Source organism: Trichocoleus sp. FACHB-6, assembly GCF_014695815.1.
Taxonomy (GTDB): domain Bacteria; phylum Cyanobacteriota; class Cyanobacteriia; order Cyanobacteriales; family FACHB-T130; genus Funiculus; species Funiculus sociatus.
On the sequence record NZ_JACJOY010000097.1, the window covers coordinates 1 to 23,512 of the forward strand.

Below are 23,512 nucleotides of genomic sequence, written 5' to 3' on the forward strand. Positions count from 1 at the left end.
AATTACTGGGGTAAGCTTTACTCATAACGCTCTCTCAGTGCTGTGTACTACATATTCGCAGCTTACACTGAGTGAGCTTTTTTGCTATCTAACCGACTTTTAAAACATCCTCTAAAAGTTTGATGGAGCCGATCCTAAACTCGCTGTTCCCCAGCTTCACCTTTTAAACCCAAAAACTCCGTCTCAATAAATCTCCACTCTGAGGATTGGCTTGCAGTACCTGCAAGTATATGGCTCCTAGTTTTTATCTATCACTTTTACTTAGAGTTCCCGAAAAAAAACATATCTAACACAACTCATTTACGTGTTTTACAAACGACTGTTTGTAAGAAAAAATTTTGTGAGTGGCGAAGCAGCCGAACCCTATCCACATAGATCATCTCCGAGTAAATGACACTCATCTACACAAAACACAATTATGCGTCTTGCCTCAATTTCAGCTTAATTCTGTCTTTAAAAAATCGAGTTCTCTTCTCGCTTTTTTTACTAACCGTGTCCTAAAACAGGGGTTAAACTTCGGTAATTTTTTTAACTAATATCGGCAGTTTATAGCAGCTTCTAATAACTAAGAAGTTGTTCATGAGTATAAGCTAATATTATTTTATTAGTACAATTATTTTATAAGTTTTATACGCAAATAAGATTGCTATAGGGAATACTAATCGTCTTAGCGTAAGCTTTGTACAGATTAGGGGAGGCTGACCCTCCCAGAATTGGGTTCCTAGGCCGCAGCCTAGGGACGAGGAAAGTACAGTTGGTACCCATTAAACGCCATGTTAGACACTCTGGATCTGGAACGTTCCCTGGATAAAAGCACTTATAAGTCTCAGATGGAGACTTTGATGCGATCGCTGCGATCGCTCCAAAAATCCTGCTGGGAAAAAAAATTACCGATGATTGTAGTGCTGGAAGGTTGGGCAGCAGCGGGTAAGGGTTCCTTGGTGAAGAAAATGGTAAACTACATGGACCCGCGAGGCTTTACCGTTCACCCGATTTGGCCTCCCAACGAGCAAGAGCAACAATACCCGTTTTTGTGGCGTTTTTGGCAGAAACTACCAAGCAAGGGTAGCATCGGGATTTTCTATCACAGCTGGTACACTCGCGTTTTAGAAGACAGGCTATTTGAACGGGTATCTTCCGGGGAAATCCCAACAGTGATATCGCAGATTAACGCCTTTGAGCGCCAGTTGGTGGATGATGGAAGTGCGATCGCTAAATTCTGGATTCATCTGGGTCGCAAAGAGTTAAAGCACCGACTGAAAAAATATGCAGCAGATCCCTTAGAAGCTTGGCGAGTGCGACCGGAAGACTGGCAGCAAGAAAAACGCTACGACCAGTATATTAATTATGCCGAGGAAATGCTTGTCCAAACCAGCACTGGCCCCGCACCTTGGACATTAGTAGAAGGCAACTGTCAACGCTTTAGCAGGGTAAAAGTCCTGACCCAAATGGCAGCTACCCTTACAGAAGCACTCGACAGACTGCACATTCAGGCACCAGTAATCCCAGCATTACCGCCGCAAGAACACCTTAACCCAGCAGAACCAAACTTATTAGCCCGCGTCGATCTGAATCTCTGCCTCTCAAAGGATGAGTACAAACAGCAGTTACGCCACGAACAAGTCGAGATGCGTAAACTCCAGATGAAGATTCACGAAGCTCAAGTGCCAGTGTTGGTTCTGTTTGAAGGCTGGGACGCTGCGGGTAAAGGTGGAGCCATCAAACGCTTAACTGATGCACTAGACCCTCGCAGTTACATTGTTCATCCCTTCGCCGCACCCACAGATGAGGAAAAAGCCCATCACTACTTATGGCGCTTCTGGCGCTGGTTGCCCACAGCCGGGACGATTGGCATTTTTGACCGCAGCTGGTACGGACGAGTGCTAGTGGAGCGTGTCGAAGGCTTTGCTACAGAACGGGAATGGCACAGAGCCTATCAGGAAATCAATGAGTTTGAAGCTCAGCTTACCAGTGCTGGCTACGTTTTGGTTAAGTTCTGGCTGCATCTTAGTCCAGAAGAACAACTCAAACGGTTTTGCGATCGCCAGAATGACTCGTTTAAGCAATATAAACTCACCGATGAAGATTGGCGAAATCGGGAAAAATGGTCTTTGTATGAAGTGGCAGTAAATCAAGCGATTCAACGCACCAGCACCCCTAACGCTCCTTGGACGATTATTGCTGCGAATGATAAATACTATGCCCGTGTTAAGGTAATTCAGTCGGTGGCAGAGGCGATTCACTCACAGCTGAAACGCAGATAGAAAGGGGTTGGGGATTGGGAATTTGGGGATTAGGGAATTGGGAATTGGGAAAAAGCCTTACCTAGTCCTTATTCCCCAGCCTTTAGTCCCATACCCCCATTCTCCAGTCCCCATTACCTATTACCATTTAGCCATTACCTATTACCCATTACCCAATACCGCCTATGTTTCTACTACTAACGCGGGTTCTGCTCTGGCTGTTGGTTAGCATAATTGTCTACAATTTGCTGACGAGATGGATTCCCAAGCAATATCTGGCTTGGTTTGGCGGAGTAATTATATTTCTCGTCATCCTGCTGTCGTTTTACAATCCCAACTATAGGGTTGTCTCAGCTGCATGGAATATTCTCTCGTTTCCGCTTAAGCCAGTAGGCGCGGCGATTTTCCTTTTGTTGCTGGGACTGGGAGGGATAAACAAGAATGCTGTATCAAACATGGCCGTAAGGCAATTTAGGGCAGCGTTCTTGATTTTGCTGATTTCTAGTTTGCCAATTTTTGCATATTGGCTGGCGCAGCAAGCGGAACAAGAGGCGATTTTATCAGAGCAACGAAGGGCGGCAATTTGTCAAGTCAATTGTCCGGTTGACGTGACACCTGCGGGTGCTGAAACTGCTGGGGCGATTGTGGTGCTAGGGCGGGGAACTACGCAAGCTAACCTGCCGTATCGTACACAAATTCAGCTGACTGATACAGGCGATCGCATTCTCTATGCTGCTCAACTTTACCAGGAACAGCGAAACCGAGGAAATGACCCTCTGATAGTTGTCAGCGCTGGGCCAAGACCTGACCTCGAAGGAGATACAAATACTATTAATGAGGGTAACGATATTGCCACGGTGCTGCGTCGGTTGGATGTGCCGTCAGACCGAATTATTGTAGAACCCAGAGGTGTTGACCTCCGCACCAGTGCTGAAAGGGTTGAGGAAATTTTAAGACAGCGCGGTATTAGGTCGCGCCGCGTTATTCTTGTCTCCTCCGCCTTAAATATCCGTCGCGCTAATCTGACGTTTTCTAATCTGGGTATCACGATTATTCCCAGGCCTACAGATTTTTATACGTTTCAAGGTGGGGCGACACCCGTGCGACGCTTGCAAGTCTCAGATTTTCTTCCCAGTGTGGAAGCGCTGACGATCACAACTCGCATTGTGGAAGAGTTTCTCAGTTCAATCTATTACTTCTTACGCGGCTGGTTAACACCACTCTTGTTGTAGAAGCAGCTGTATCAGCAATTACTTTAAAGTAGTCATTAGTCACGCGCTAATGGCTAATGGCTAATGGCTAATGGCAGTAAACAAGATTGCAATTAGCCATTGTTTACGGACAACGGACAACGGACTAACGACTAACATGGCTCACTCACGGCTGCAAAAATTAGGCGCTTATATGCGTCCGCACTGGCGGACGGCTACTCTAGGCATCATCGCCCTGTTTGTTGTCAATGGACTGGGCGTGTATATCCCGTTGCTGATTCGGGATAGTATTGACGAACTTCGCCTAGCGTTTGATTTCGATCAAATCAAGCACTTTGTGGTGCTAATTTTGCTGCTGGCTTCGGTGATGTGGGTGGTGCGAATGGTGTCGCGTATCCTGCTGTTTGGACTGGGGCGACAGGTAGAATTTGACCTGAAGCAAAAGATTTTTCAGCATCTGCTGACTCTGGAACCGGCTTATTTTTCCATTAACACTGCTGGAGATTTGATTAGCAGGGCGACAAGTGATGTGGAGAATATCCGGCGGTTGTTGGGGTTTGCAGTTTTGAGTCTAGCAAATACGATTTTTGCTTATGCGCTAACTTTGCCAGTGATGATGTCGATAGATTTGCGGTTGACTCTGGTAGCGATCGCAGTTTACCCGTTTATGCTGATTATTGTGCAGATGTTTAGCGATCGCCTGCGTAACGAACAGCTGGTTTTGCAAGAGGAATTATCCAGCATCAGCGAATTGATTCAGGAAGATATGAGTGGTATCGCCCTGATTAAAATCTATGCCCAAGAAGAAAACGAGCGTCGCGCCTTCGGAAGGCTGAACGACCGTCTTTTGCAAGCAAATCTGCAACTGGCGAAAACGCGAAATACCTTGTTTCCCTTCATTCAAGGTCTAGCTTTTATCAGCATATTGCTCTTGCTATGGCTGGGATCTAGGTCAATTGTTGCTGGTGCGATTACAATTGGGGACTTTCTGGTACTAATTCTCTATGCTGAGCGATTAGTTTTCCCCACAGCTTTACTAGGATTTACGATTACCGCTTACCAACGGGGTGAAGTTAGTATCGACCGCATTGAGTCAATTTTAATGGCAGAAGCAAAAGTTAAAGATGCTCCAGATGCGATCGCATTGCCACAGGAAGAAGTCAGAGGTCAACTCAAGGCTAGTCACCTCACTTATACCTATCCGGGAGCCACGACACCAGCCCTGAATAATATCAACTTTAAAATTGAACCTGGGGAAACTGTGGCGATTGTCGGTTCCATTGGTTCTGGAAAATCGACGCTGGCAAATGCCATACCCCGCCTGTTGGATATCAATAGGGATACTTTATTTCTGGATCGCTATGATATCACCAAGTTGAAATTACAAGATTTGCGGGGTGCGATCGCTTATGTTCCCCAAGACAGCTTTCTCTTCAGCGCCACCATCAAAAACAACATTCGCTACGGCAATCCCTTAGCTGAACAGTCAGAAATTGAATATGCTGCCAAGCAAGCACAAATCGATCAGGAAATTATTAACTTCCCCCAACAATACGAAACGATTGTCGGAGAGCGCGGCATCACCCTTTCTGGGGGACAAAGACAGCGGACTGCGCTTGCTCGTGCTTTGTTAATAGATGCGCCAATTCTAATTTTGGATGACGCACTTTCTAGCGTAGATAATCAAACAGCTACCGCCATTTTGAGAAATCTTTCTGAAGGTATCCAGCGCAAAACTGTTATTTTTATCTCCCATCAATTATCTGCTGCTGCCACTGCTAACCGAATTTTTGTAATGGAAAAAGGTGAAATTGTTCAGTCTGGTACTCATACCCAACTTTTGCAACAAACTGGACTTTACCGCTCACTTTGGAGCCAGCACGAGCTAAAGGAAGTCCTGAGCTAAGGGCAGCAATTTGCTCGCAGAATAATTGTAGGTTCATCTCGAAGTATGACAACCTGTCTTTTGACATAGCAAGCCGCTCTCCTCAAAAATATGGGATCAGTGCTTTGGCACGCGCCGAGTGAGGAGGAGCAGCTTGAGAAAATTATTTTCAGTCATAGTTATAGCGATCGCATTTATTATCGCCTTCGCTAGTCCTGCTTTCGCAGCAGACGCGGCTAGCGGAGCGAAAATTTTTAGTGCTAATTGTGCCGCCTGTCATCAGGGAGGACGCAATGTTGTTGCTGCTGCCAAAACTCTACAGAAAGAGGCTTTACAGAAGTACAACATGAATTCAATGGAGGCTATTGTCACCCAGGTTGAGAATGGCAAAAATGCCATGCCTGCTTTTAAAGGTCGCTTAAACAACAAACAGATAGAAGACGTAGCAGCTTACGTTCTAGAGACGGAAAAAGGCTGGATGTAATATAGCAATCCTTGCAGGAATTGTGAAATATTTTTCCGTTTGTAGCGCAGGCGAGATTCCTGCAAAAAGCTCTCCTGCCTGTCTTACTTAGCATTGCTACCAAAGTTAGAAGTAAGGAGTTAGCAACTTCTTACTTTTAAACCTGCCCCAAATTATTTATGGTGTTTTTGTGTGAGGATACATTGTGAAAAAACAGCTATTATTTAATGGACTGTCAATAGCCGGAGCTATAGTATTATCGGTAGCACCGATTCATGCTGAGGTTACGCAAGTAACTGGCGTTAAAATTCAGCCAATATCTAGCGGCATTGAGGTTATTTTAGAAACCAAAAGTGGCACATTTTCTCAAGTGTTAACATCCAGCTATGGAGAAACTTTTGTAGCGGATATTATTAATGCAAAATTGCGTTTACGAGATAGCGATCGCTTTAGCATTTCCAACCCTACTAACCAAGTTAAATTAGTATCAGTTACTCCCCTAGATGCTAACAGTATCCGAGTAGTCGTAACTGGAAGTAATGGCGTACCGAAAGGACAAATAAAGCAGAATAATAAAAATTTTGTTTTCAGCTTTACCACTACCCCAGAGACCACAGCTTCAAACGAAGAAACCACTGAAACAGCAAATCAGCCTCCACTTCAAACTGATAAAAATGAGTTGCCAGAACGGGTAATAACCAACGATACCGAAGAAAACAATCTTCCTCAGTCTACACCAGTATACGAAATTGACGAAGAAGAAATTCAAAAACAAGGCTCAAATAGTGCAGCGGAAATATTGAAAGGATTACCAGGATTTGCCATCAACGATGCTGGTTATGGCGCAGATATTCACACAGGAACTTACTACCGAGGACACTCCATTAATCAGTCTGTATTCCTACTAAATGGTAGACCAATTGGTAATAATATTAATACTTATCATGGCACTACTGACCTGAATAGCATTCCGGTAGAGTCAATTGAACGAGTGGAATTATCCAGCGGCACCAGTACCACCTTGTACGGTTCAGAAGCTTTTGGAGGGGTCGTTAATATTGTCACAAAACAAGCTCAAGAAGTTCCCAGACTTAATGCTACAGTCCAATATGGCTCTTACAATCAATCTAACTATCGCGTCAGCTATGGCGGTTCTGCTGGGAATTTAAGATTCAACCTTGGATATGAAAAATACGAGGCAGATAACCGTTATCCTGTTCCTGAAGGTGCAGCAAATCGTGACGCAGAAGGTCTTTTATTTAATGGAGATCAAAATACTAGCAATTACTTTGGTGGTATCGCACTAGATTTGGATTCTAGAAACACTCTCAGCTTAGACGCTTATGCAATTAGCAGTCGTCGCGGCCTACTTTATTTTGGTTTCCCTTTACAAAGAGACAGACTAGATCATGATGTCTTAAATGTAGGTTTATCTTGGAGAAGTTTATTAGGAGGAAACAAAGATTCTGTACTCAGGACTACTTTAGGCTACAACCGAGATTACTTCAACACCTATGGCCCAACCCAAAACATATTTTATCGTACTGGCACCTTAGATTCCCAAGCAGTTACAGGGAGAATAGAACATCAGTGGCAAACATCTCCTAGTAACAAACTAATTTGGGGATTAGATGTAAAAAATAGCTATTTAACTGGTGATTCTTTCAGTACAGTCCCTAGTCGAAGCGCTTTGAATGAAACTGAAAATAGAGATAGATTGCATACAGCCATATTTGCTTTAAATACTTGGAATATCACCGATACATTACAAACAGATTTAGGAATACGGCAAAATTTTGATAGTGAATTTGGTAGTTATTTAAACCCCACTGCGGGGGTACGTTGGCATATAACTCCAGCCATTGCTCTACGCGGTAGTTGGGCATCTGTACAGCGCAATCCTGGATTAGATCAATTGTATATTTTCGACACAGTTCATAACTGGTTGCCTAATCCGGATTTGAATCCGGAAACAGGCTCATCTTGGACGGCTGGAGTAGATATTAATTTCTCTAGAAATTTGACAGGACAGTTTACGTATTTCGGTAGTAGTTTAAATGACAGATTGGGGATTATAGCCGGTAGATGGGCTAATATTGGTTTGGTAAACACCAATGGTTTAGAAGCAGCAATTAAATGGCAAATAAATCGTGAGTGGTCAACCTTTGTTAATTACACTTATACAGATGCACGAATAGAGACAGGTGTAGAAAAAGGCTTACAATTAGGCTTGATTCCCTACTCTGTAGGTCAATTAGGTGTAGGTTATAACTCTGGCGGGTGGCAGATTAATCTATATGCGAGTTACTACAGTGGCGCACGTAGAGCCTTCTTTAATAATGCTGGTGAGGATCCAAGAGATTTCTCGCCACCTTACCTGAATTTAGATTTAAGCGGTAGAATTCCAGTTACTAGAAACTTGGGTTTAATAGTTTATCTAGAAAATTTAGCAGATGTGAGTTACGAAAAATCCAATCGAATTTATCAACCTGGTTTAACTTTCCGCATCGGTGTACAGTCTACGTTTTAAGCTTAGGAAATATCTACTTATCATATAAAATCTTGAAATAGAGGTACTTCAGACAGCAAATTGTTGTAAATTTGAATCAAAGACCTAAAAAACTCTCAATTTTTACACAATTATGGCTCTAAATCGTCGTAAGTTCCTATTTCTGTTAGGTGCCACCACGGGCGCAGTTGCCATAGGAGCCTTCCCATCTGCTTGCTCAGCTCAAAGCACTCAAGAAAGCAATGCAACGCAGGCTCCAGCGTCTCCAACGGCTCAAACAAAAGATACTTTTACCCTGCCGCCTTTACCTTATGACTACAAAGCTCTGGAACCCCACATTGATGCAGCGACGATGCAATTCCACCACGATAAACACCATGCCGCCTATGTAAAAAACCTGAATGAAGCGGTGAATAAATATCCGCAGCTTCAAGGCAAAAGCGCTGAAGAATTAATTAGCAATCTTAACAGCATACCAGAGGATATTCGTACAACAGTTCGCAACAACGGCGGCGGTCATGTGAATCATACAATGTTCTGGGAAATCATGGCACCGAATGCGGGTGGAGCGCCAACCGGAAAAATTGCCGATGCGATTAATCAAACCTTTGGCAGTTTTGATGCTTTCAAAAAGCAATTCAACGAAGCGGGTAGTAAACGCTTTGGCAGTGGTTGGGCTTGGTTAGTGAGGGGCAAAGATGGTAAATTGCAAGTTGTAAGTACGGCGAATCAGGATAGTCCTTTGATGGAAGGAATGTATCCCATTATGGGTAATGATGTTTGGGAACACGCTTATTATTTGAAATATCAAAACAAGCGGGCTGATTATTTAAATGCTTGGTGGAATGTAGTTAATTGGAATGAAGTGAATAAACGCTTTGAGAGAGCTTCGGCTTAATCGCTTGGGTGCGTTAAGCTTTTAACGCACCCTATTGTTAGACAATTCTACTTTTCTTCTATATACATTGGAGGCTCAATTGCAAAGTTGTCAATTTTACCTGCCTCATCAATAACATAGCCACCAGTAGTATCTAAGCCGGTACCTTCTTCTTGCTCGTGGAAAGCCTCAATTTGATGTTTATTGAGTTCGATGTCATTGTTAGAAGGAATTATGGCATCCGGGGCATTAACAAATGGGTTTTGTGCCATTTGAACGCCAGCATGATTATCTCCCGGCGCACCTCTTCCAGGTTCAGCTTCTTTTGGCTCTTCTGGTAGCACTGGATTTTGTCCGTCGCTCATGGATTTTTGCTCCTACTTTTTTTTAAATTTGAGGGCAGTCTGTAGGCAAAGAATATGTTGCGGCTACAAACTGTTTTTTCGTCAAATTGTGATGTTTCTTTTTATGACAGTAGCCCAGTTAGTATCGAGGTTTACTCTTTCGCGGGTATTAAATTGCTATGTGTCTGGGGAGAAATTTAGTGACTGCTACCGCGACTTTCTTTAAACATCATTCCCTGGATGCCACCCTAATACTGCTGCGACTCCTAAAGCCGCCGCTGCCAAAGCGCCCCACTTGAGCGGCGGATTTTTATCCAGCCAGTCTGTGAAGGTTGGTATCTCTAGGTTGCCAAAATCTCCCTCCACTTTGTCGTGAGCTGGGATAGGTTCGTAGAGATTATCAGGCGCGTCTTCAGACTTTGGCTCGTTGGTTTTCTGAAACTGGAAGCCGACTAGCAGCAAAATTTGATCCACTAATCCGGGCGAGAGACGCTGAAGCACATCTAATATCTTGCCGACATCGCCCACGATGAAGTCACGAGTTGGGTTTTCGGCAGTGTAGAGGATGGCATCGGCGACAATACTAGCATCGTAGTAGGGCGGTATCCCCGTTGGCTTCACGCCTAACTTGGTACGACCGTTGTTGTAGAAAGGCGTGTTGATGACTGATGGCTTAATACTCGTGACGCTGATAGGGTATTTCTCGTGTTCCAGCTCAACGCGCAAAGCTTCCAGAAAGCCCTCAACACCGTGCTTTGCAGAGGAGTAGGAACTCTGGTATGGTAAAGCTCGCCTGCCCTCCACTGAGGAGACGTGGATCAGCGCTCCCCGTCCCTCGCGTTTCAGATGGGGTAGTGCGGCCATTGCGCCGTATACTTGCCCCATCAGGCTAACATCGATGACACGCTTAAACTCTTCCGGTGTTGTGTTGTCGAAGGTGGCAAAGACGGCGGTGGCTGGACAATGCACCCAAGTATCGAGTCGCCCATAATGTGAGACGGTATAGTCTGCGATCGCTTTTACCTGCTCAAAATCGCTGACATCAGCAATTACAAATGTTGCGTCACCGCCAAAGCTCTTAATCTCTTCCACCAAGGACTTTAGCCCAGACTCACTGCGAGCCGAGACTACCAGTTTTGCGCCCCGTTTGGCAAATTGCAAAGCTGTTTCCCGCCCAATACCGCTGCTCGCCCCAACTACGGCGACAACTTGCTCACTTATTGCCTTCAATTGCATTGCTACTCCTTAAATTTGCTCATGAAAAACCCTTCACCTCTTACAGGTGAATTGCATTTTTCTAAATTGTGTACTTTTATTAAGTAAATTAATTCAGTATAAACCCGGCTACATCAGTCTTAAGGTTGACAGGTAGGGATCTATACCAATAGCACTAGGCAATTACTCACTTTTGTAAATACACTGTAAAATCGTGGGGCGAGAAACGATCTTCCGGCGTGATGTAGTCGTTGCGAATCGTCAGGTTGCAGCGAATATCCAGCTGCTTGACAAACCGGAAGACTTCACCCGGATCTTCGTAATAACGTTTTTCCATATGGAACTCGGCATATTTAGACCACATATTAAAGGCAATTCCCTTGCTGGCTCTTGAAAAGCACCAGCAAATTGTATCTTGCCAAAATTTTCGGCAATCGTCGCCTCTGTCAGCTGTAAACAAACCGCTCAAAAAAATGTAATCAAAAGTTTCGTTTTCGATGTCTTGCTGCTGGCAAAATCTGGCTTCAGGATAGTTTTGCCGACCAAATGCCAGATATTCATCAACTAGGTCTATTCCCGTGTAGTCCACATTGATGTTCTGCTGCTTTAGATAGTTGAGCATCTGACCATAGCCGCAGCCAAAGTCAAGAATTTTTGTATTTGATATATCCGCAATTTCTAACAATATTTTCAGCCTTACCATCTGCTGGAATTCGTCATCCCAACGAACCCCATGCGCTGAGGCTCCGTGTTGAATGAAAAGACTACGATAAACTTCCGCAATTTCTTGATTTCTGTCCTTATTGCCCATAAAAACACCTTTTTGGTTAGGGTAATTATGCTGGTATTATTGCATTTTTGGGCCTAATTTAGGCAGTAGGTATAGAATATTTTCATCAGAATACCCACTAAAATCAAAGCAAAAAGTATTTAATTCATATTAAAAAAATAAATTATACTGATTTCCTGAAATACTAAGTTGCTGAAATATTGTCCAAAAAATTTGCAACTTTTATTTGAATATTTTTTTATTTAAATATAATTTAAAATTTATATTAGCTCAATTTAATTAATACCCTTATAGCAAATTTACATTAAAAGTATAAGTAATGGTAATGCCTTTAGGTATAATCCGAGCGATAGATGGCAGTATCACTCTTAACATCTTAGATTTTGTAATAGTTGTTTACTTAATAAATACTTAAATGCTCCTCTCATCCAAGCCGTTGAAAGATATCTTCTTCTGCCCAGAAGAATCTAACTTTTATGCACACTCCATAGAAACATTAGTTTTAAATAATTGTCTTGGGTCAGAGTCAATTGTTGAATTTGGTTCCGGAGACGGAAGTCCGGTTATTCAGGCATTGCTGAGAACAAACTTTGAGGGAGTCATACATGGATTTGAACTAAATAGGTTGGCTAGTGAAGCGGCGCAAGCAAAAATTGATAAATATAAAGTTAGCCAACACTATAAAATACACAATAAATGCTTGTTTGATGCTTCCCAACCAAAAGCGGAATTTTTAATATCCAATCCGCCCTACTTACCTGCATTAGATAACAACATTTATCAACCTCTGCTACATGGAGGGATTGATGGAATAACTGTAACTAAAAAGCTTTTAGAGCTAGGTTACACAAATGTATTAGTCATGGCTTCTAGTTATTCAAATCCAATAGGTTTGATTAATTATGCCAGATCAATAGATTACTCGGTTTCTAATTTCATTGTTTCTCCCCTAAAGTTTGGCTATTACAGTTCTGAACCAAAGGTAAAAAATTGGATTGCTGAGATGCAAAAAAGTAATTTGGCTTTTTACTCGTCAAATATCTATCTTTTGGCTGGAGTTCTATTTACAAAGCAGCAGAAGAATGCGGTAGATTTATCTACTGACTTACTTCAGTTATTAACAGCTTTGTGAACTACATACAAATCGGTGTAGAGATTTGGGCGAACCTGTCATTGCTCCGAGACGTTATATAACGTCTCGGAAGCAGGAAAGTCTATAGTTAATAAAGGAATTGCTATATTTTATATCCAGTAAGTTTAAGCTGGAATTAGGTTCAGTTAGAGTTAAAAATATAAACCCTACGATTTTTTGGGTTGAGGAACCTCGGCGCGAAAAAATCAAACTATATAAAAATAAGTAAATACAGATAATACATCTATTTAATTAGAGTGCAGCACATTAAACAAAGATGAATTAGGAAGGGAAATGTTTGGCAATAAGTTAGAATTTGCCTACGCCGTAATTTATGGACTATAAGTTAGAGGAAAAAGAAAAAACTACCGTACACAAGGTGTTAGATTTAACTTTGATCACCTTATTTAATGTTTCGTTAAATAGTGATAGTTTTTCCCGCCTACCTACTTATCACATTATTAAACAAAAAACCCAGTTTCTCAACGAAACTGGGCATCTACTACCTTAACCTCTGCACCTTTAGCAGGAATCCTCACAGATAGTTTAATTACTTATGCAAACATAGCCTCCAGCTACAAATTGCAGAGTAGAGTTAGGAGGACAGTCTTGCTGAGTTATACTCCCCTCAAGCGGATTAGAAGTTGGTTGAACGGGAGTCGGACTTTGGGCAGCCGCGGGAGCAGAATTTTCCAGAAAACTTGCTAGAGGACTACCACCATTACGCCCAACAGCTGGGAGTTCCAACAAAGCAGTCGTTGCTTTCCCAGAACCGTCATTAGTAACAGAGTTTTGATCCCCCGGATGACCGTTAGGAATAAACAACTGTGGATGGTCAAAAGGTGCGCTCTGATTGCGAACTCTCGCATCAGTTAGACCGTTCATGAAAGCCACTAGCGCATCTTTTTCCGATTCGCTCAGCCCCAAGTTCTCGATGTCTGGGTCTAAGTTTTGGATATTAGTTTCGTGGAAATCTCCACCCCGATTGTAAAAATCCACTACCTGCCGCAGAGTCAGTTGCCCACCATTATGGAGGTAAGGAGCAGTAAGTGCTACATTCCGCAGTCCTGGTGTTTTAAAAGCTCCATCGACAGCCACTCTTTCAGTCGCACTAATAGGCGGACTCAGATTGGGATCGTTGAACTTTCCATTCTGCGCCAGTCGCGATTCTGAAAGCGGATTGCCAAACGGATCTTTACCGCCCACGCCTAAATCTTCCTGGGTAGGTCTAACACCAATGTTGTAAAAGCCGTTGTCATAAACAGCAACACCGTTATCGCCCATAACCATACGTTCGAGTCGTTCGTTTCGCACGTTTCTTACAGAAGCGTTGGTGAACTCGGCTCCACCGTGACAATTAACGCACTTAGCTTTACCCTCAAACAGCTGTTTCCCTAGTTTCTGCTGGGAAGTTAAAGCATTGCTATTTCCTTCCATGTATTGGTCGAAAGGCGTATTATCGGAAACTAGAGTTGACTCATACAGCTGAATGGAAAGTCCCATGAACAGCGAGAAGTTGTAATCCATCAACGTGAACTCGTCGGTAGCTAAAGCTCCCTGCGGTTGTTTGAAGATCCGGCTACCGTCAGTACCAACTTTGATAATCTGCTGAGAGTCCCACCACTCTGGCTTAAAGGCTTCTTTAACCATAGTTTCGTAGGTCTTCTGCTTCAAACCTGGTTGCGGCCAGTTGCTATATTTACCGAGAACGCTGTCTTCAGGATGCACAAGTTGCTTTGCCAGGGGAGGTAAGAACTTTAGCTTTTTACCAGTTTCTCTAGGAAGCTTCTTGGTCTTGACTCTATTAAACTTCTGACCAACATCGGGGAAAACACGACCAGTACCAGATTCCTCAACATCGCTGAGTGGCGGGCCTACCGCCTGCGATGCTAGAGAGGAATTCTTAAGGCTGACTTTCACTTGCTGTAGCGAAGACTGTTTTGTGGCTACTTTATAAAGAAAGGCATTTTTGTCTCTCGACCCGAAGGGATTGACGCCGTTAAAGTCATTCTGCGCCCTTCCATCCCAGAAGTTGCGGAAGTTGAACACCGCATTAATTGTACTGGGTGTGTTGCGACCTGTTACCTGACGGACGTTGATGCCGTTGACATTGAAAACTGGATCTGGTTGCACGGTTACATTGTCTACCGCACTACCGGGAATGATGTCGTTGAATTTGGTAAGATCGACACCCTGAGAACCAGTAATATCGTTATTGTCGGCTAGAACGGTCGAGGAACGATCATTTGGGTTTTGCAGCTTGTGGAATGGGTAATCTTCCGGCTTCAGCGTGTAATTAGGCCCTGTTCCGGAAGTGAAATTTGTCGATGGCCCTGGGTGAAGCTGATTTTTTGCTCTGTTGTCAGCTCCCGCATGGAAGTGGCAGCTAGCACAGGACTGGAGTCCATCGCTTCCTACCTGCATATCCCAAAAAAGAGTTTTTCCGAGTGCGATCGCAGCTGTTTTATCCTTAACAAATTGTCCCAGATTGTCCGGCTCTGGGATCGGTACACTTTTGAGCGAAGCTAGGGACTGTTCAGGTGGCGATACCTGCGCCGCTACGGTATGTCCAGCTAAGACAATAACGGCAGCGATCGCTACCATTACCATGCTTTTTTTAATTTTCTTTGACAACCTCGATCCAAGTCGGTTAAGTCCGGCTATAAACGCGATCACAAAAAACGCCAGGTTTTTTATTCTTTTTTTCATTTTCCTCAACTGTCATAATTTCAGATAGTAACCCCAGCCCAGTAATGCTCCTCGCTGTTTTCAAACCGAGATTTTTTTCTATCTATAAAATATATCTAATCTTTTACAAAATACTCAAAATAATTGCTATTAAATACAGCCCTGTGACATTTTTTATCCCGCCACTTGAGCATTATTAAGACTGACAACTAAATATCCAATATGTCTGTAATAATATATATTTTTTATCTTAAAAAATAAGCTATATTGTCTATTTTTTTTATTATAAGTCATTCTACTTTAAGTAGACTGCATTTCCCCTGAAAAATTATTTGCTTACCCAATGAATGCCGTATTATCATGTTTATACTAATCTTGACTGAAGTCGCTGTTCCAAAAAAGAATTTTTATATTGCTCAATCTCTACAATCGGCAGCAACATCGTCTCTTCAATTTCCTGCCGCGCTTTCTGAGTTACATAACAATCACTATTTAGGCAATGCACCAGCAACTGATTAGCCTCATAGTATTTCTTCAGCATTTCTTTTTGCTGATTACTAAACTGCCAATGATGTCCTATATCGCGATAATAAACTATCATAGCTCTTAATTTTTCAATCCAAGCCCCACCGTTATCTTTCCACCAAGCTCTAAATTGTTCTCTATCTTTATCAAAGTGAGGTAATTGCTTGTTTAGTTGCTCTAGCGATTCACTTAATGATGTTGGCGAAACTACTTTATCAGAATCTTTGTTTCCTTCAAGTCCAAAATCAATAGCAGTAGCATGATTAATCGCACGCTTAAACACATCAGCATGGACGCGGTCAGGATCAAGAGCTAGGTCAAGCGTAAAGTTAAGAGCAAGAACGCGGTCAAGAGCTAGGTCAAGGGTAAGGTCAGGACTAAGGGCGCGAGTAAGGGTCTTGTCGAAGCCACGAGCAAGGTCAAGACTACCACAAATAACGCCATAAGCGCGGGCAAGGTCAAGGTCAAGATAAAATGCTCGAACAATTACTGGTTTGAAGTTTGAAGAGACTGCACAAGACTTTCTGTTTACCCAAGTTAGGAATTTTTGTAAATCCTGATCTTGAGCGATGAGTTCATCAATCTTTTGTTTCATGAACAGCAATAGCTTGTCTGCACTTGACAACATACCGACTGTTAGCAAAAAAACTTCCCGCCAACTTTTATAAGTGATTTTTTCTCCTAAAAACTCCCAAGTATTTTCTGAATTTATTTTCTCCAAATTATCAGCAATCGCTCTAGCAGTAAAATATTCGTGAAATGTTAGGTGAGAAAAAGAGTAAATTCCTTTAGCACGCTCTACCAGTAGCCCGTGTTGCGCTTCAATAGATTTTAAAACTGCTTCGCTGTCGAGTTGTAATGCTTCAGGAGCAGTATTGGCTCCGGGTAAATTCCGAATGTAATCCGTTATGTGTTGCTTTATTTCTTTTGGTTTAAAAAAGTATTCTCCACGTTTAAAAGTAATTAGGGCGATTTTGCTTAGTAAATCTTCCTTGGACTGTAATGATAGATTTTTGTATATTTTATCTCGTTCAATATTTCGCTTAGCATCCCAGTGTTTCAGCAGAATATCCACTCCTTCTTTGTACAGTTCTAAGTAATTTGAGGGAAATTTGTCTAATTCTTCAAAAACCAAGCATAGCATTGTTAAAAGCAATGGATTTGTAGCTAGTTCTTTAATTGCCTGGTTTGCTTTGATGTTTTGGATAAATAATTCAGCTTTTGATGGAGATTTATGCTGAAACCAATGTTTAGCGAATGTAAAAATTTGTTGATCGTCAAAATCAGCAATTTCTACCTCTGTAAACTGTTCAAATGTATATTCTTTCGCTGCCAGCCTACAGGTAATAACAAAACTGTTTGCATAAAAATGTTCGGACAAATAAATAATTTCTTTAAAAATCCTATTACTGTCCTTTTCTCTAACTTCATCCAGTCCATCGAGTAAAATAAAAAAATTACCTTGAATTAATAATTTTTCAATTAGTTCCTCGTCATCAATTAAAAAGCCGGAAACTTGTTGCGTGAGGCTTTCCAATAAATTAGGTTTAGTTTTCGCTTCGGCAAAGTTTTTCAAGCTGATAAAGACTGGGATTTTATCAGCTTGAATTATCCCTAAGTTGCACTGAATTGCTAAGTGCTTTAAAAAAGTAGTTTTTCCGGCTCCGGGTTTTCCCAGAACCAGCAGTTTTGAATATTTTTCGACAGCTTTTATCCCTGAAACTCGTTCTTCGCAAACTTTGCCAAAGCCTGGACGATCAAAGTCTTCTGGAACACAAATTTTTATTAGATTAGCAATTTCTAGCCGTCTGCGCCCAGAGATTTTTTCTAATACGTTGACGCTAGTATAAATGTTATTCAAATTAATCGGTTGGGACATATCTAAGACTCGCATCGTCCCGCATTTTTGTTGAATGTTGGCGCTTCCCTTCTGGCGCAATTCCTGCACTATAAGGTCAATAGGAGAAGCATTTTGCTCAAGCTTATCTGTCTGAGGTTCAAGGGCGACGCTTGGCTTAGCCACTATGTCTTCCCACTCTAGCCCTAGCTTTTCGCAAATCTGCACAAAATACTGCCGATCTACTCGCTCACCTCTAAAAAATTTGCTAACCGTCTGACGAGTGATTAGTAACTCTTTTGCTAAAGCATTCTGCGATAAGGAATCGCGAATTAAAGCTTTTTTTGCTTTTTCAAGACCTTGGGTCGATGCCTGAAGCGATCGCCCTACTCTTCCCGTCATCCCATAAACCCGTATTTATACGCCATTTACATGAGTTTACATAACTTTTACATAAGTTTACACAACTTATACAGCCTTTCGTACCTCTACTCATACCTGTTCTTTAACATCCGGCTGCAAAGCTGGAATAAGACTGTGAAACTACTTAGTAAGTTCCACGAAGAAGAGATTTTCGTTTCTGTGAGATTACTAGGTTTGCCAAGCAAATACTAGCATAGTTTAGCTGATATAGGTAGTTTTACGCACCTCTATAGTCAGTATATTTATCAGGTTTGCTTCAGTCAGGAGAACACTACCAAAAGAACATGATGAAAAGAATCAGTAGACGAGAGATGTTAAAACTGGGAGCGCTAGCAGGAGGCTCCCTCTTACTGCCTATAGGACTCCAAGGTCGTAGCTTCGCGGGAGATGCCGGTAGTCCGAGGGTAACGCCTTTTTCGCTTCCCTTCCGCGTTCCTCCGGTTCTTAATCCTGTACGCAGTGACTCGACTACAGATTACTACCAAATCACAATGCGAAAGGGACAGGCAGGAATTTTACCTGGGAAATCAACCCAGGTCTGGGGTTATAACGGTATAAGTCCTGGCCCGACGATCAAACAACGCAAAGATAGGCAATCTGTTGTCCGCTTTATCAATGATGTCGGTACAGAAACCTCAGTACATTTACACGGGATGGCATCCCTACCGCAGTACGATGGCTATGCTGAGGATTTGACTTATCCGGGACAATATAAGGACTATATCTATCCTAATAACCGCGCCGCTACACTTTGGTATCACGACCATGCAGTTCATGAAACTGCTCGGAACGTATACATGGGGTTGGCGGGACTGTATATAGTTCAAGATGACGTTGAACTAGGTTTACCCCTCCCTAAGGGCGACTACGATGTGCCGCTAATCATTCAGGATAAGCAGTTTGGGAGTGATGGCAGGTTGATATTTGACGACCAAGGCGAGGACAGTCAAATGGGCGACATTATCGTAGTTAATGGTGTGCCTTGGCCGCGCATGGAGGTGGCAAACCGCAAGTATCGCTTCCGAATTTTAAATGGGTCGATTTCACGTTCTTACAAACTGGCACTAAGCACGGGCGATGATTTGGTTGTAATTGGCACTGATGCTGGGCTGATGAGCGCGCCTGCTAGGGTTAAAAATATGCGGCTTGGCATGGCAGAACGCTACGAAGTTATTATCGACTTTTCCAAGTACCCCGTAGGAACCAAAATAGTTCTGCAAAATCTCGGACTTCCCAATAACGACGACTACGACGGAACCGGCCAAATCATGCGTTTTGATGTGGTGCGCCGAGAAACTGATGATAGCTCTATTCCCAGCACTCTGCGGTATGTACAGCCCATTTCCGCATCTTCGGCTGTGCGAACCCGCGAATTTAGATATGAGCGTACTAATGGGCTGTGGGTAATCAATGGCAAGACGTGGGATAGAAACCGAGACGATGCTAATCCACAAGTAGGCGATGTCGAAATTTGGCGTCTATACAACAACAGTGGGGGCTGGTTTCATCCTATACACCTTCATCTTATTGATGCCCAAATTCTTGACCGTAACGGTAAGCCGCCTTTCGCCTATGAGAAAGGCTGGAAGGATGTCTTTTATGTTGGCGAAAACGAGTCAGTACGTGTGATTGGGAAGTTTGGCCCTCACACGGGTAAGTACATGACTCACTGCCATAATTCGGTTCACGAAGACCACGACATGATGGGTCAGTTCCAAGTGGGTCAAGGTGGGGCAGATCCAATTACTACAGCACCAGCGAAGAATCTCCCGGCACCGGCGCTGTAGCATTCAATACCTGAATAAACCAATCAAAGAACTCAAAATAGAAGCAATGCACTTTTTTGAAAAAGCGATCGCTACCATAGTTATAGCTACTGCATTGGGAGGGCTAGTTCCGCCTAGTTATGCAATGCCTGGGGGATCGCACGACCATTCGTCATCACCTGGGGGATCGCACGACCATTCGTCATCACCAAAAACTAAATTGCCCCTGCCTGAAAAATCGGCAACCCAGATCGATGCTGAGAAATTTTATAACCGGGGTCTGGAGAAGGTTCAAGCAAAGGACTATCAAGGCGCGATCGCGGACTTTACCGAGGCGATTCGGTTAGATCCTACTCATGAAACGGCATATATCAATCGCGCTAATAGTCGCAATCAAATACACGACCATCAGGCAGCGATTGAGGACTTTACCCAGGCAATTCGGTTAAATCCCACCTTTACTCACCTCTACAATAGCCGGGGAGAAGTTCGCGCTCATCTAGGCGATCTTCAGGGAGCCATTGAGGACTTTACTCAAGCAATTCAAATTTATCCTGAAGAATGGATTGGCTACTTTAATCGGGGGGAAATCCGCTACAAACTTGGCGACCATCAAGGAGCGGTTGAGGACTTTACTCAAGCAATTCGGTGGAATCCGAATTATGCCAGCGCCTACACTTATCGGGGTGATGTTCGTGCCAAGCTAGGAGATAGCAACGGTGCAAATCAAGACTATCAAACAGCAGCCCAACTCTCTACTAACCCAGCCAATGTTGATAGGGAAGAGACAGCAATTAATCAGTAATATCAAATCCGGTTGATTACCCACTATTTCTCGGAACCCTACCCCACCATTGCCTGCGGCTCAGTCTCCCCGCTTGGCTTGCGGGGTGGGGTTCTTTCATTATGAGTAATCAACAGAATTTGATAGGGACTAAAAATGTCCGACGGCTAAAGTCGCGGCTAAACAAACAAAGCCTGCCTTCGTAGGCTAATATAAAGCGTTTGCGAAGGCAGGCTCGTTCTTCTAGCTCCAAGCTTCTATAACGATCCTATTTGACTTGTAAGATGCCAGCCCTTCAGATACCCGACTTCTGTGAGAAGTCGGGTATCTTGCCTTCACGAATTATTTAGGACTGCTATAGCCTGTGGGCTTATATTGGCAAAAACGGGATGCTCCCAGTTGGATATAACTAGCGAGTTACCAGCGCTGCTCTTGTTCTTCCTTTTAATTTCCTTTGCCATAAAGGTCATCGTCAAATTTTTTGATGGCTGTAGTATTGTACGGACTGGGATATTTACGAATAGCTATATTTTCAGGTCTTGTCCCACATAAGCTACTAAGATCCAGAGTTCTACCATCGGAAGTTCTTAGGTAGCACACTGGCTCATTAACATCATGCTTAATTAGGTTTGAGGATGGAGTTCTTTGAGGCTGTGGACTACTAAAAGTTGCTTTATTTGTCAATAAAATTAAGCTAAAGGCTAAAGATGTTGTAATAACAAATGTTTTTAACATAGAACTGTTTTAGAGAGATATATTATTTATATTCTAAGTCAATATATTATTTTAAATAGTGCATTGTAGAGACGCGATATATCGCGTCTCTAGGTGTAGTTAGAATCTACCTGGGCGGTTGTTTATCTTTAAACGCGCCCAACCATTCTCGAACTTGCCCAGCAGCAATCTCGCGACCACCTAAACCAAAGGCAAGCGCGATCGCTACTGCAATAGCTCCTAGCAACAAACCAAAAGCTAAATTGACAATATCGCTGGCAATTCCCATCTGTTGCAGCGCCATCGCTGAAACAAGAGCGATAATCGCAATCCGAGCCGCCTGTGCCAGTATCCGTGCTTGGGGATTGCCGGAACTGTTAATTAGGTTAAAGGCTAGATTTGCCAAATACAAACCAATGGCAAATACCACCAACCCTGCCAGAATGCGCCCCAGAATTACGATAATGCCACCCACCAGTGCTGTCAGCGCCGGAATATTCAAGACCTGGACAGCAGCAAGAGTAGCAAACAGCATGATCCCAACCAGCGCCACAATACCGACGATTTCCGACGGTGTGCGGGTGGTAGTAGTCGTTGTTGGTTGCTGAAGTACAGTTGCTTGTCCAGCTGGAGGCGTTTGTCCCTCAACTGCGGGAGGCAGAACCCCGCTTGATCTACGGGTTAAGGGCCTTGGTTGTATTCCCAGCCAGTAGAAAATGTTGTTGAACCCAATACTGGTGAGGATATTGGTAACTAACTCGGAGACAAAGTGTCCAATTACGTAAGCGATCGCTAAAATCAACCCAGCGGTAAAAATTAACGGGATCGCGTTGAGAATCTGCGTCAACATCGCGATCGCTGGAACTGAAATCGCCGCAATTCCCAAAGCATTTAGGGCTGCGATCGCTGTCGGAATTAAAATTAAAACGAAGACAACTGTCCCAATTAGCCAGGAAAGCGACTGCCCACCAGTAGCCCGCGAAATCCCAAACCTAGCACCCAACCTGTCTGCCCCAGCTGCTGCCAACAAATTTGTCACAATCCGCCGTACCACCTGAGCCAACAACCATCCCGCTGCACCAATAATTACAGCCGTCAGGATATTTGGTATTGCCCCCAGAATCTGATTTAGCAGATTGTTAACTGGGCCGAGTGCCTGCTGTAGCTGTAGGGCATCCAAAACCAGCGGCAGAAACAGCAAGAAGATGAACCAGTACAAGGCGTTGGCGAGGGTGTCGCTGAGAGCATACGGATTTGTCCTGGGAGTCTCCACTGCGGGATCACCCAGATTTCCCCTGCTCGTTCCCCCCACTTGCTCGCCCAAACGTTCATCTATTCGCAGCGCCCGCAGCCCTCGCGTCACTACTAGCTTTGCCAGAGTTGCCAGCAACCAAGCTACCCCCACCAGAATCGCTGCACTTACCAACTTAGGCAGGAACTGGGTTACTTGCTCTAACAAAGTGTTGAGGGGGCCTGCAACCGCTGTTAGCCTCAAGGTCTGTAAAAAGGCAACTATGGCAAAGAGCATAATTAGCCAAAACACCAGACTAGAGACCCATTTCTCGACAGGTGGTGCGTCAGCCCCTTGACGACCAGTTACCCAACTGGCGATGCGATTATCGATGTTGGTGCGGTTCAACAGTCCTCTTACCGCCGCCGCCACCAGTGAAGCCACGATCAAGCCCACCACTAGCGTCAAGATCGCTTTGAGCAGATCCACTAGGGAACTGCCCAGATTCAGGCCAAGATTGGCGAAAATACTATCAAACGAAAACCCTCTGGCTGGTGCTGGTTCATCCACAGGTACTGGTGTAACCTGTGCCAACAATCCATTTAACTTGACTGGCAGATCGAGCCAAAGAGTTTGTGTAATTCCTTGCCAAGTTCCATTCATGGTGTCTTTGGTTAACCTCGGATCAGGCAAATGTACGATAATTTACTACGTTTAGCAGGAATAGCTGAGAATTATCCGATACACTGATAAATTCTCTGATTGCTGCTTGGTTCGTAAAGAACCATTTAACACAGGATGAGATAGATATAAGTTACCACCAGATGTTATGAATCTATCTTTATAGATAATTAATGCTTAAAAATCGGCAAATT

Annotated in this window: 16 protein-coding genes; 9 read left to right on the forward strand and 7 right to left on the reverse strand. The window is 43.4% G+C overall.

Features of this window, described 5'->3' with window-relative positions:
- Nucleotides 1-773: 773 nt before the first annotated feature.
- From pap to H6F66_RS18850, 6 genes are all read left to right on the forward strand, one after another.
- Entirely contained in the window at nucleotides 774-2,264 is a 1,491-nt protein-coding gene (pap, locus tag H6F66_RS18825) for a polyphosphate:AMP phosphotransferase (protein WP_190424128.1), read from the forward strand.
- 164 nt (nucleotides 2,265-2,428) lie between these two features.
- Entirely contained in the window at nucleotides 2,429-3,475 is a 1,047-nt protein-coding gene (locus H6F66_RS18830; RefSeq protein WP_190424130.1) for a YdcF family protein, read from the forward strand.
- A gap of 136 nt (nucleotides 3,476-3,611) precedes the next feature.
- Nucleotides 3,612-5,360, forward strand: coding sequence for an ABC transporter ATP-binding protein (locus H6F66_RS18835; RefSeq protein WP_190424473.1), 1,749 nt, complete (start codon nucleotides 3,612-3,614; stop codon nucleotides 5,358-5,360).
- 133 nt (nucleotides 5,361-5,493) lie between these two features.
- On the forward strand, nucleotides 5,494-5,823 hold the full coding sequence (petJ, locus tag H6F66_RS18840) for a cytochrome c6 PetJ (protein ID WP_190424132.1): 330 nt from the start codon (nucleotides 5,494-5,496) through the stop codon (nucleotides 5,821-5,823).
- Between the two features lie 184 nt (nucleotides 5,824-6,007).
- Nucleotides 6,008-8,332 (forward strand): TonB-dependent receptor, encoded by a 2,325-nt coding sequence (locus H6F66_RS18845; RefSeq protein ID WP_199295490.1) that lies wholly within the window; start codon nucleotides 6,008-6,010, stop codon nucleotides 8,330-8,332.
- A gap of 112 nt (nucleotides 8,333-8,444) precedes the next feature.
- Nucleotides 8,445-9,209 carry a superoxide dismutase gene (locus tag H6F66_RS18850; protein WP_190424133.1) on the forward strand — a complete coding sequence of 255 codons (765 nt, stop codon included), beginning with the start codon at nucleotides 8,445-8,447 and terminating at the stop codon, nucleotides 9,207-9,209.
- A gap of 47 nt (nucleotides 9,210-9,256) precedes the next feature.
- Here H6F66_RS18850 and H6F66_RS18855 read toward each other — a convergent pair whose 3' ends face one another.
- From H6F66_RS18855 to H6F66_RS18865, 3 genes are all read right to left on the reverse strand, one after another.
- Complete coding sequence (locus H6F66_RS18855; protein ID WP_190424135.1) at nucleotides 9,257-9,553, reverse strand: hypothetical protein; 297 nt, start codon at nucleotides 9,551-9,553, stop codon at nucleotides 9,257-9,259.
- Nucleotides 9,554-9,754: 201 nt separating this feature from the next.
- A complete protein-coding gene (locus H6F66_RS18860; RefSeq protein ID WP_190424137.1) occupies nucleotides 9,755-10,768 on the reverse strand; it encodes an SDR family oxidoreductase in 1,014 nt (337 codons plus the stop codon).
- Between the two features lie 166 nt (nucleotides 10,769-10,934).
- Nucleotides 10,935-11,558 carry a class I SAM-dependent methyltransferase gene (locus tag H6F66_RS18865; protein ID WP_190424139.1) on the reverse strand — a complete coding sequence of 208 codons (624 nt, stop codon included), beginning with the start codon at nucleotides 11,556-11,558 and terminating at the stop codon, nucleotides 10,935-10,937.
- Between the two features lie 394 nt (nucleotides 11,559-11,952).
- Between H6F66_RS18865 and H6F66_RS18870 the strand changes: the two genes are divergently transcribed.
- Nucleotides 11,953-12,669 carry an SAM-dependent methyltransferase gene (locus H6F66_RS18870; protein ID WP_190424141.1) on the forward strand — a complete coding sequence of 239 codons (717 nt, stop codon included), beginning with the start codon at nucleotides 11,953-11,955 and terminating at the stop codon, nucleotides 12,667-12,669.
- A gap of 546 nt (nucleotides 12,670-13,215) precedes the next feature.
- On the opposite strand, the gene H6F66_RS18875 is transcribed toward H6F66_RS18870, so the two are convergent.
- Complete coding sequence (locus H6F66_RS18875; RefSeq protein WP_190424143.1) at nucleotides 13,216-15,378, reverse strand: cytochrome c peroxidase; 2,163 nt, start codon at nucleotides 15,376-15,378, stop codon at nucleotides 13,216-13,218.
- Between the two features lie 343 nt (nucleotides 15,379-15,721).
- Nucleotides 15,722-18,121: an NACHT domain-containing NTPase gene (locus H6F66_RS18880; protein ID WP_190424145.1), complete on the reverse strand. Its 2,400-nt coding sequence runs from the start codon at nucleotides 18,119-18,121 to the stop codon at nucleotides 15,722-15,724.
- A 308-nt stretch (nucleotides 18,122-18,429) separates the two neighbouring features.
- On the opposite strand from H6F66_RS18880, the gene H6F66_RS18885 reads away from it, so the two are divergent.
- Nucleotides 18,430-19,929, forward strand: coding sequence for a multicopper oxidase domain-containing protein (locus H6F66_RS18885; protein ID WP_190424477.1), 1,500 nt, complete (start codon nucleotides 18,430-18,432; stop codon nucleotides 19,927-19,929).
- 46 nt (nucleotides 19,930-19,975) lie between these two features.
- Complete coding sequence (locus tag H6F66_RS18890) at nucleotides 19,976-20,713, forward strand: tetratricopeptide repeat protein (RefSeq protein ID WP_190424148.1); 738 nt, start codon at nucleotides 19,976-19,978, stop codon at nucleotides 20,711-20,713.
- A 423-nt stretch (nucleotides 20,714-21,136) separates the two neighbouring features.
- Here the strand turns inward: H6F66_RS18890 and H6F66_RS18895 are convergent, their stop codons facing one another.
- A complete protein-coding gene (locus H6F66_RS18895) occupies nucleotides 21,137-21,427 on the reverse strand; it encodes a hypothetical protein (protein ID WP_190424150.1) in 291 nt (96 codons plus the stop codon).
- 106 nt (nucleotides 21,428-21,533) lie between these two features.
- Nucleotides 21,534-23,300 (reverse strand): mechanosensitive ion channel, encoded by a 1,767-nt coding sequence (locus H6F66_RS18900; RefSeq protein ID WP_190424152.1) that lies wholly within the window; start codon nucleotides 23,298-23,300, stop codon nucleotides 21,534-21,536.
- Between the last annotated feature and the right edge of the window lie 212 nt (nucleotides 23,301-23,512).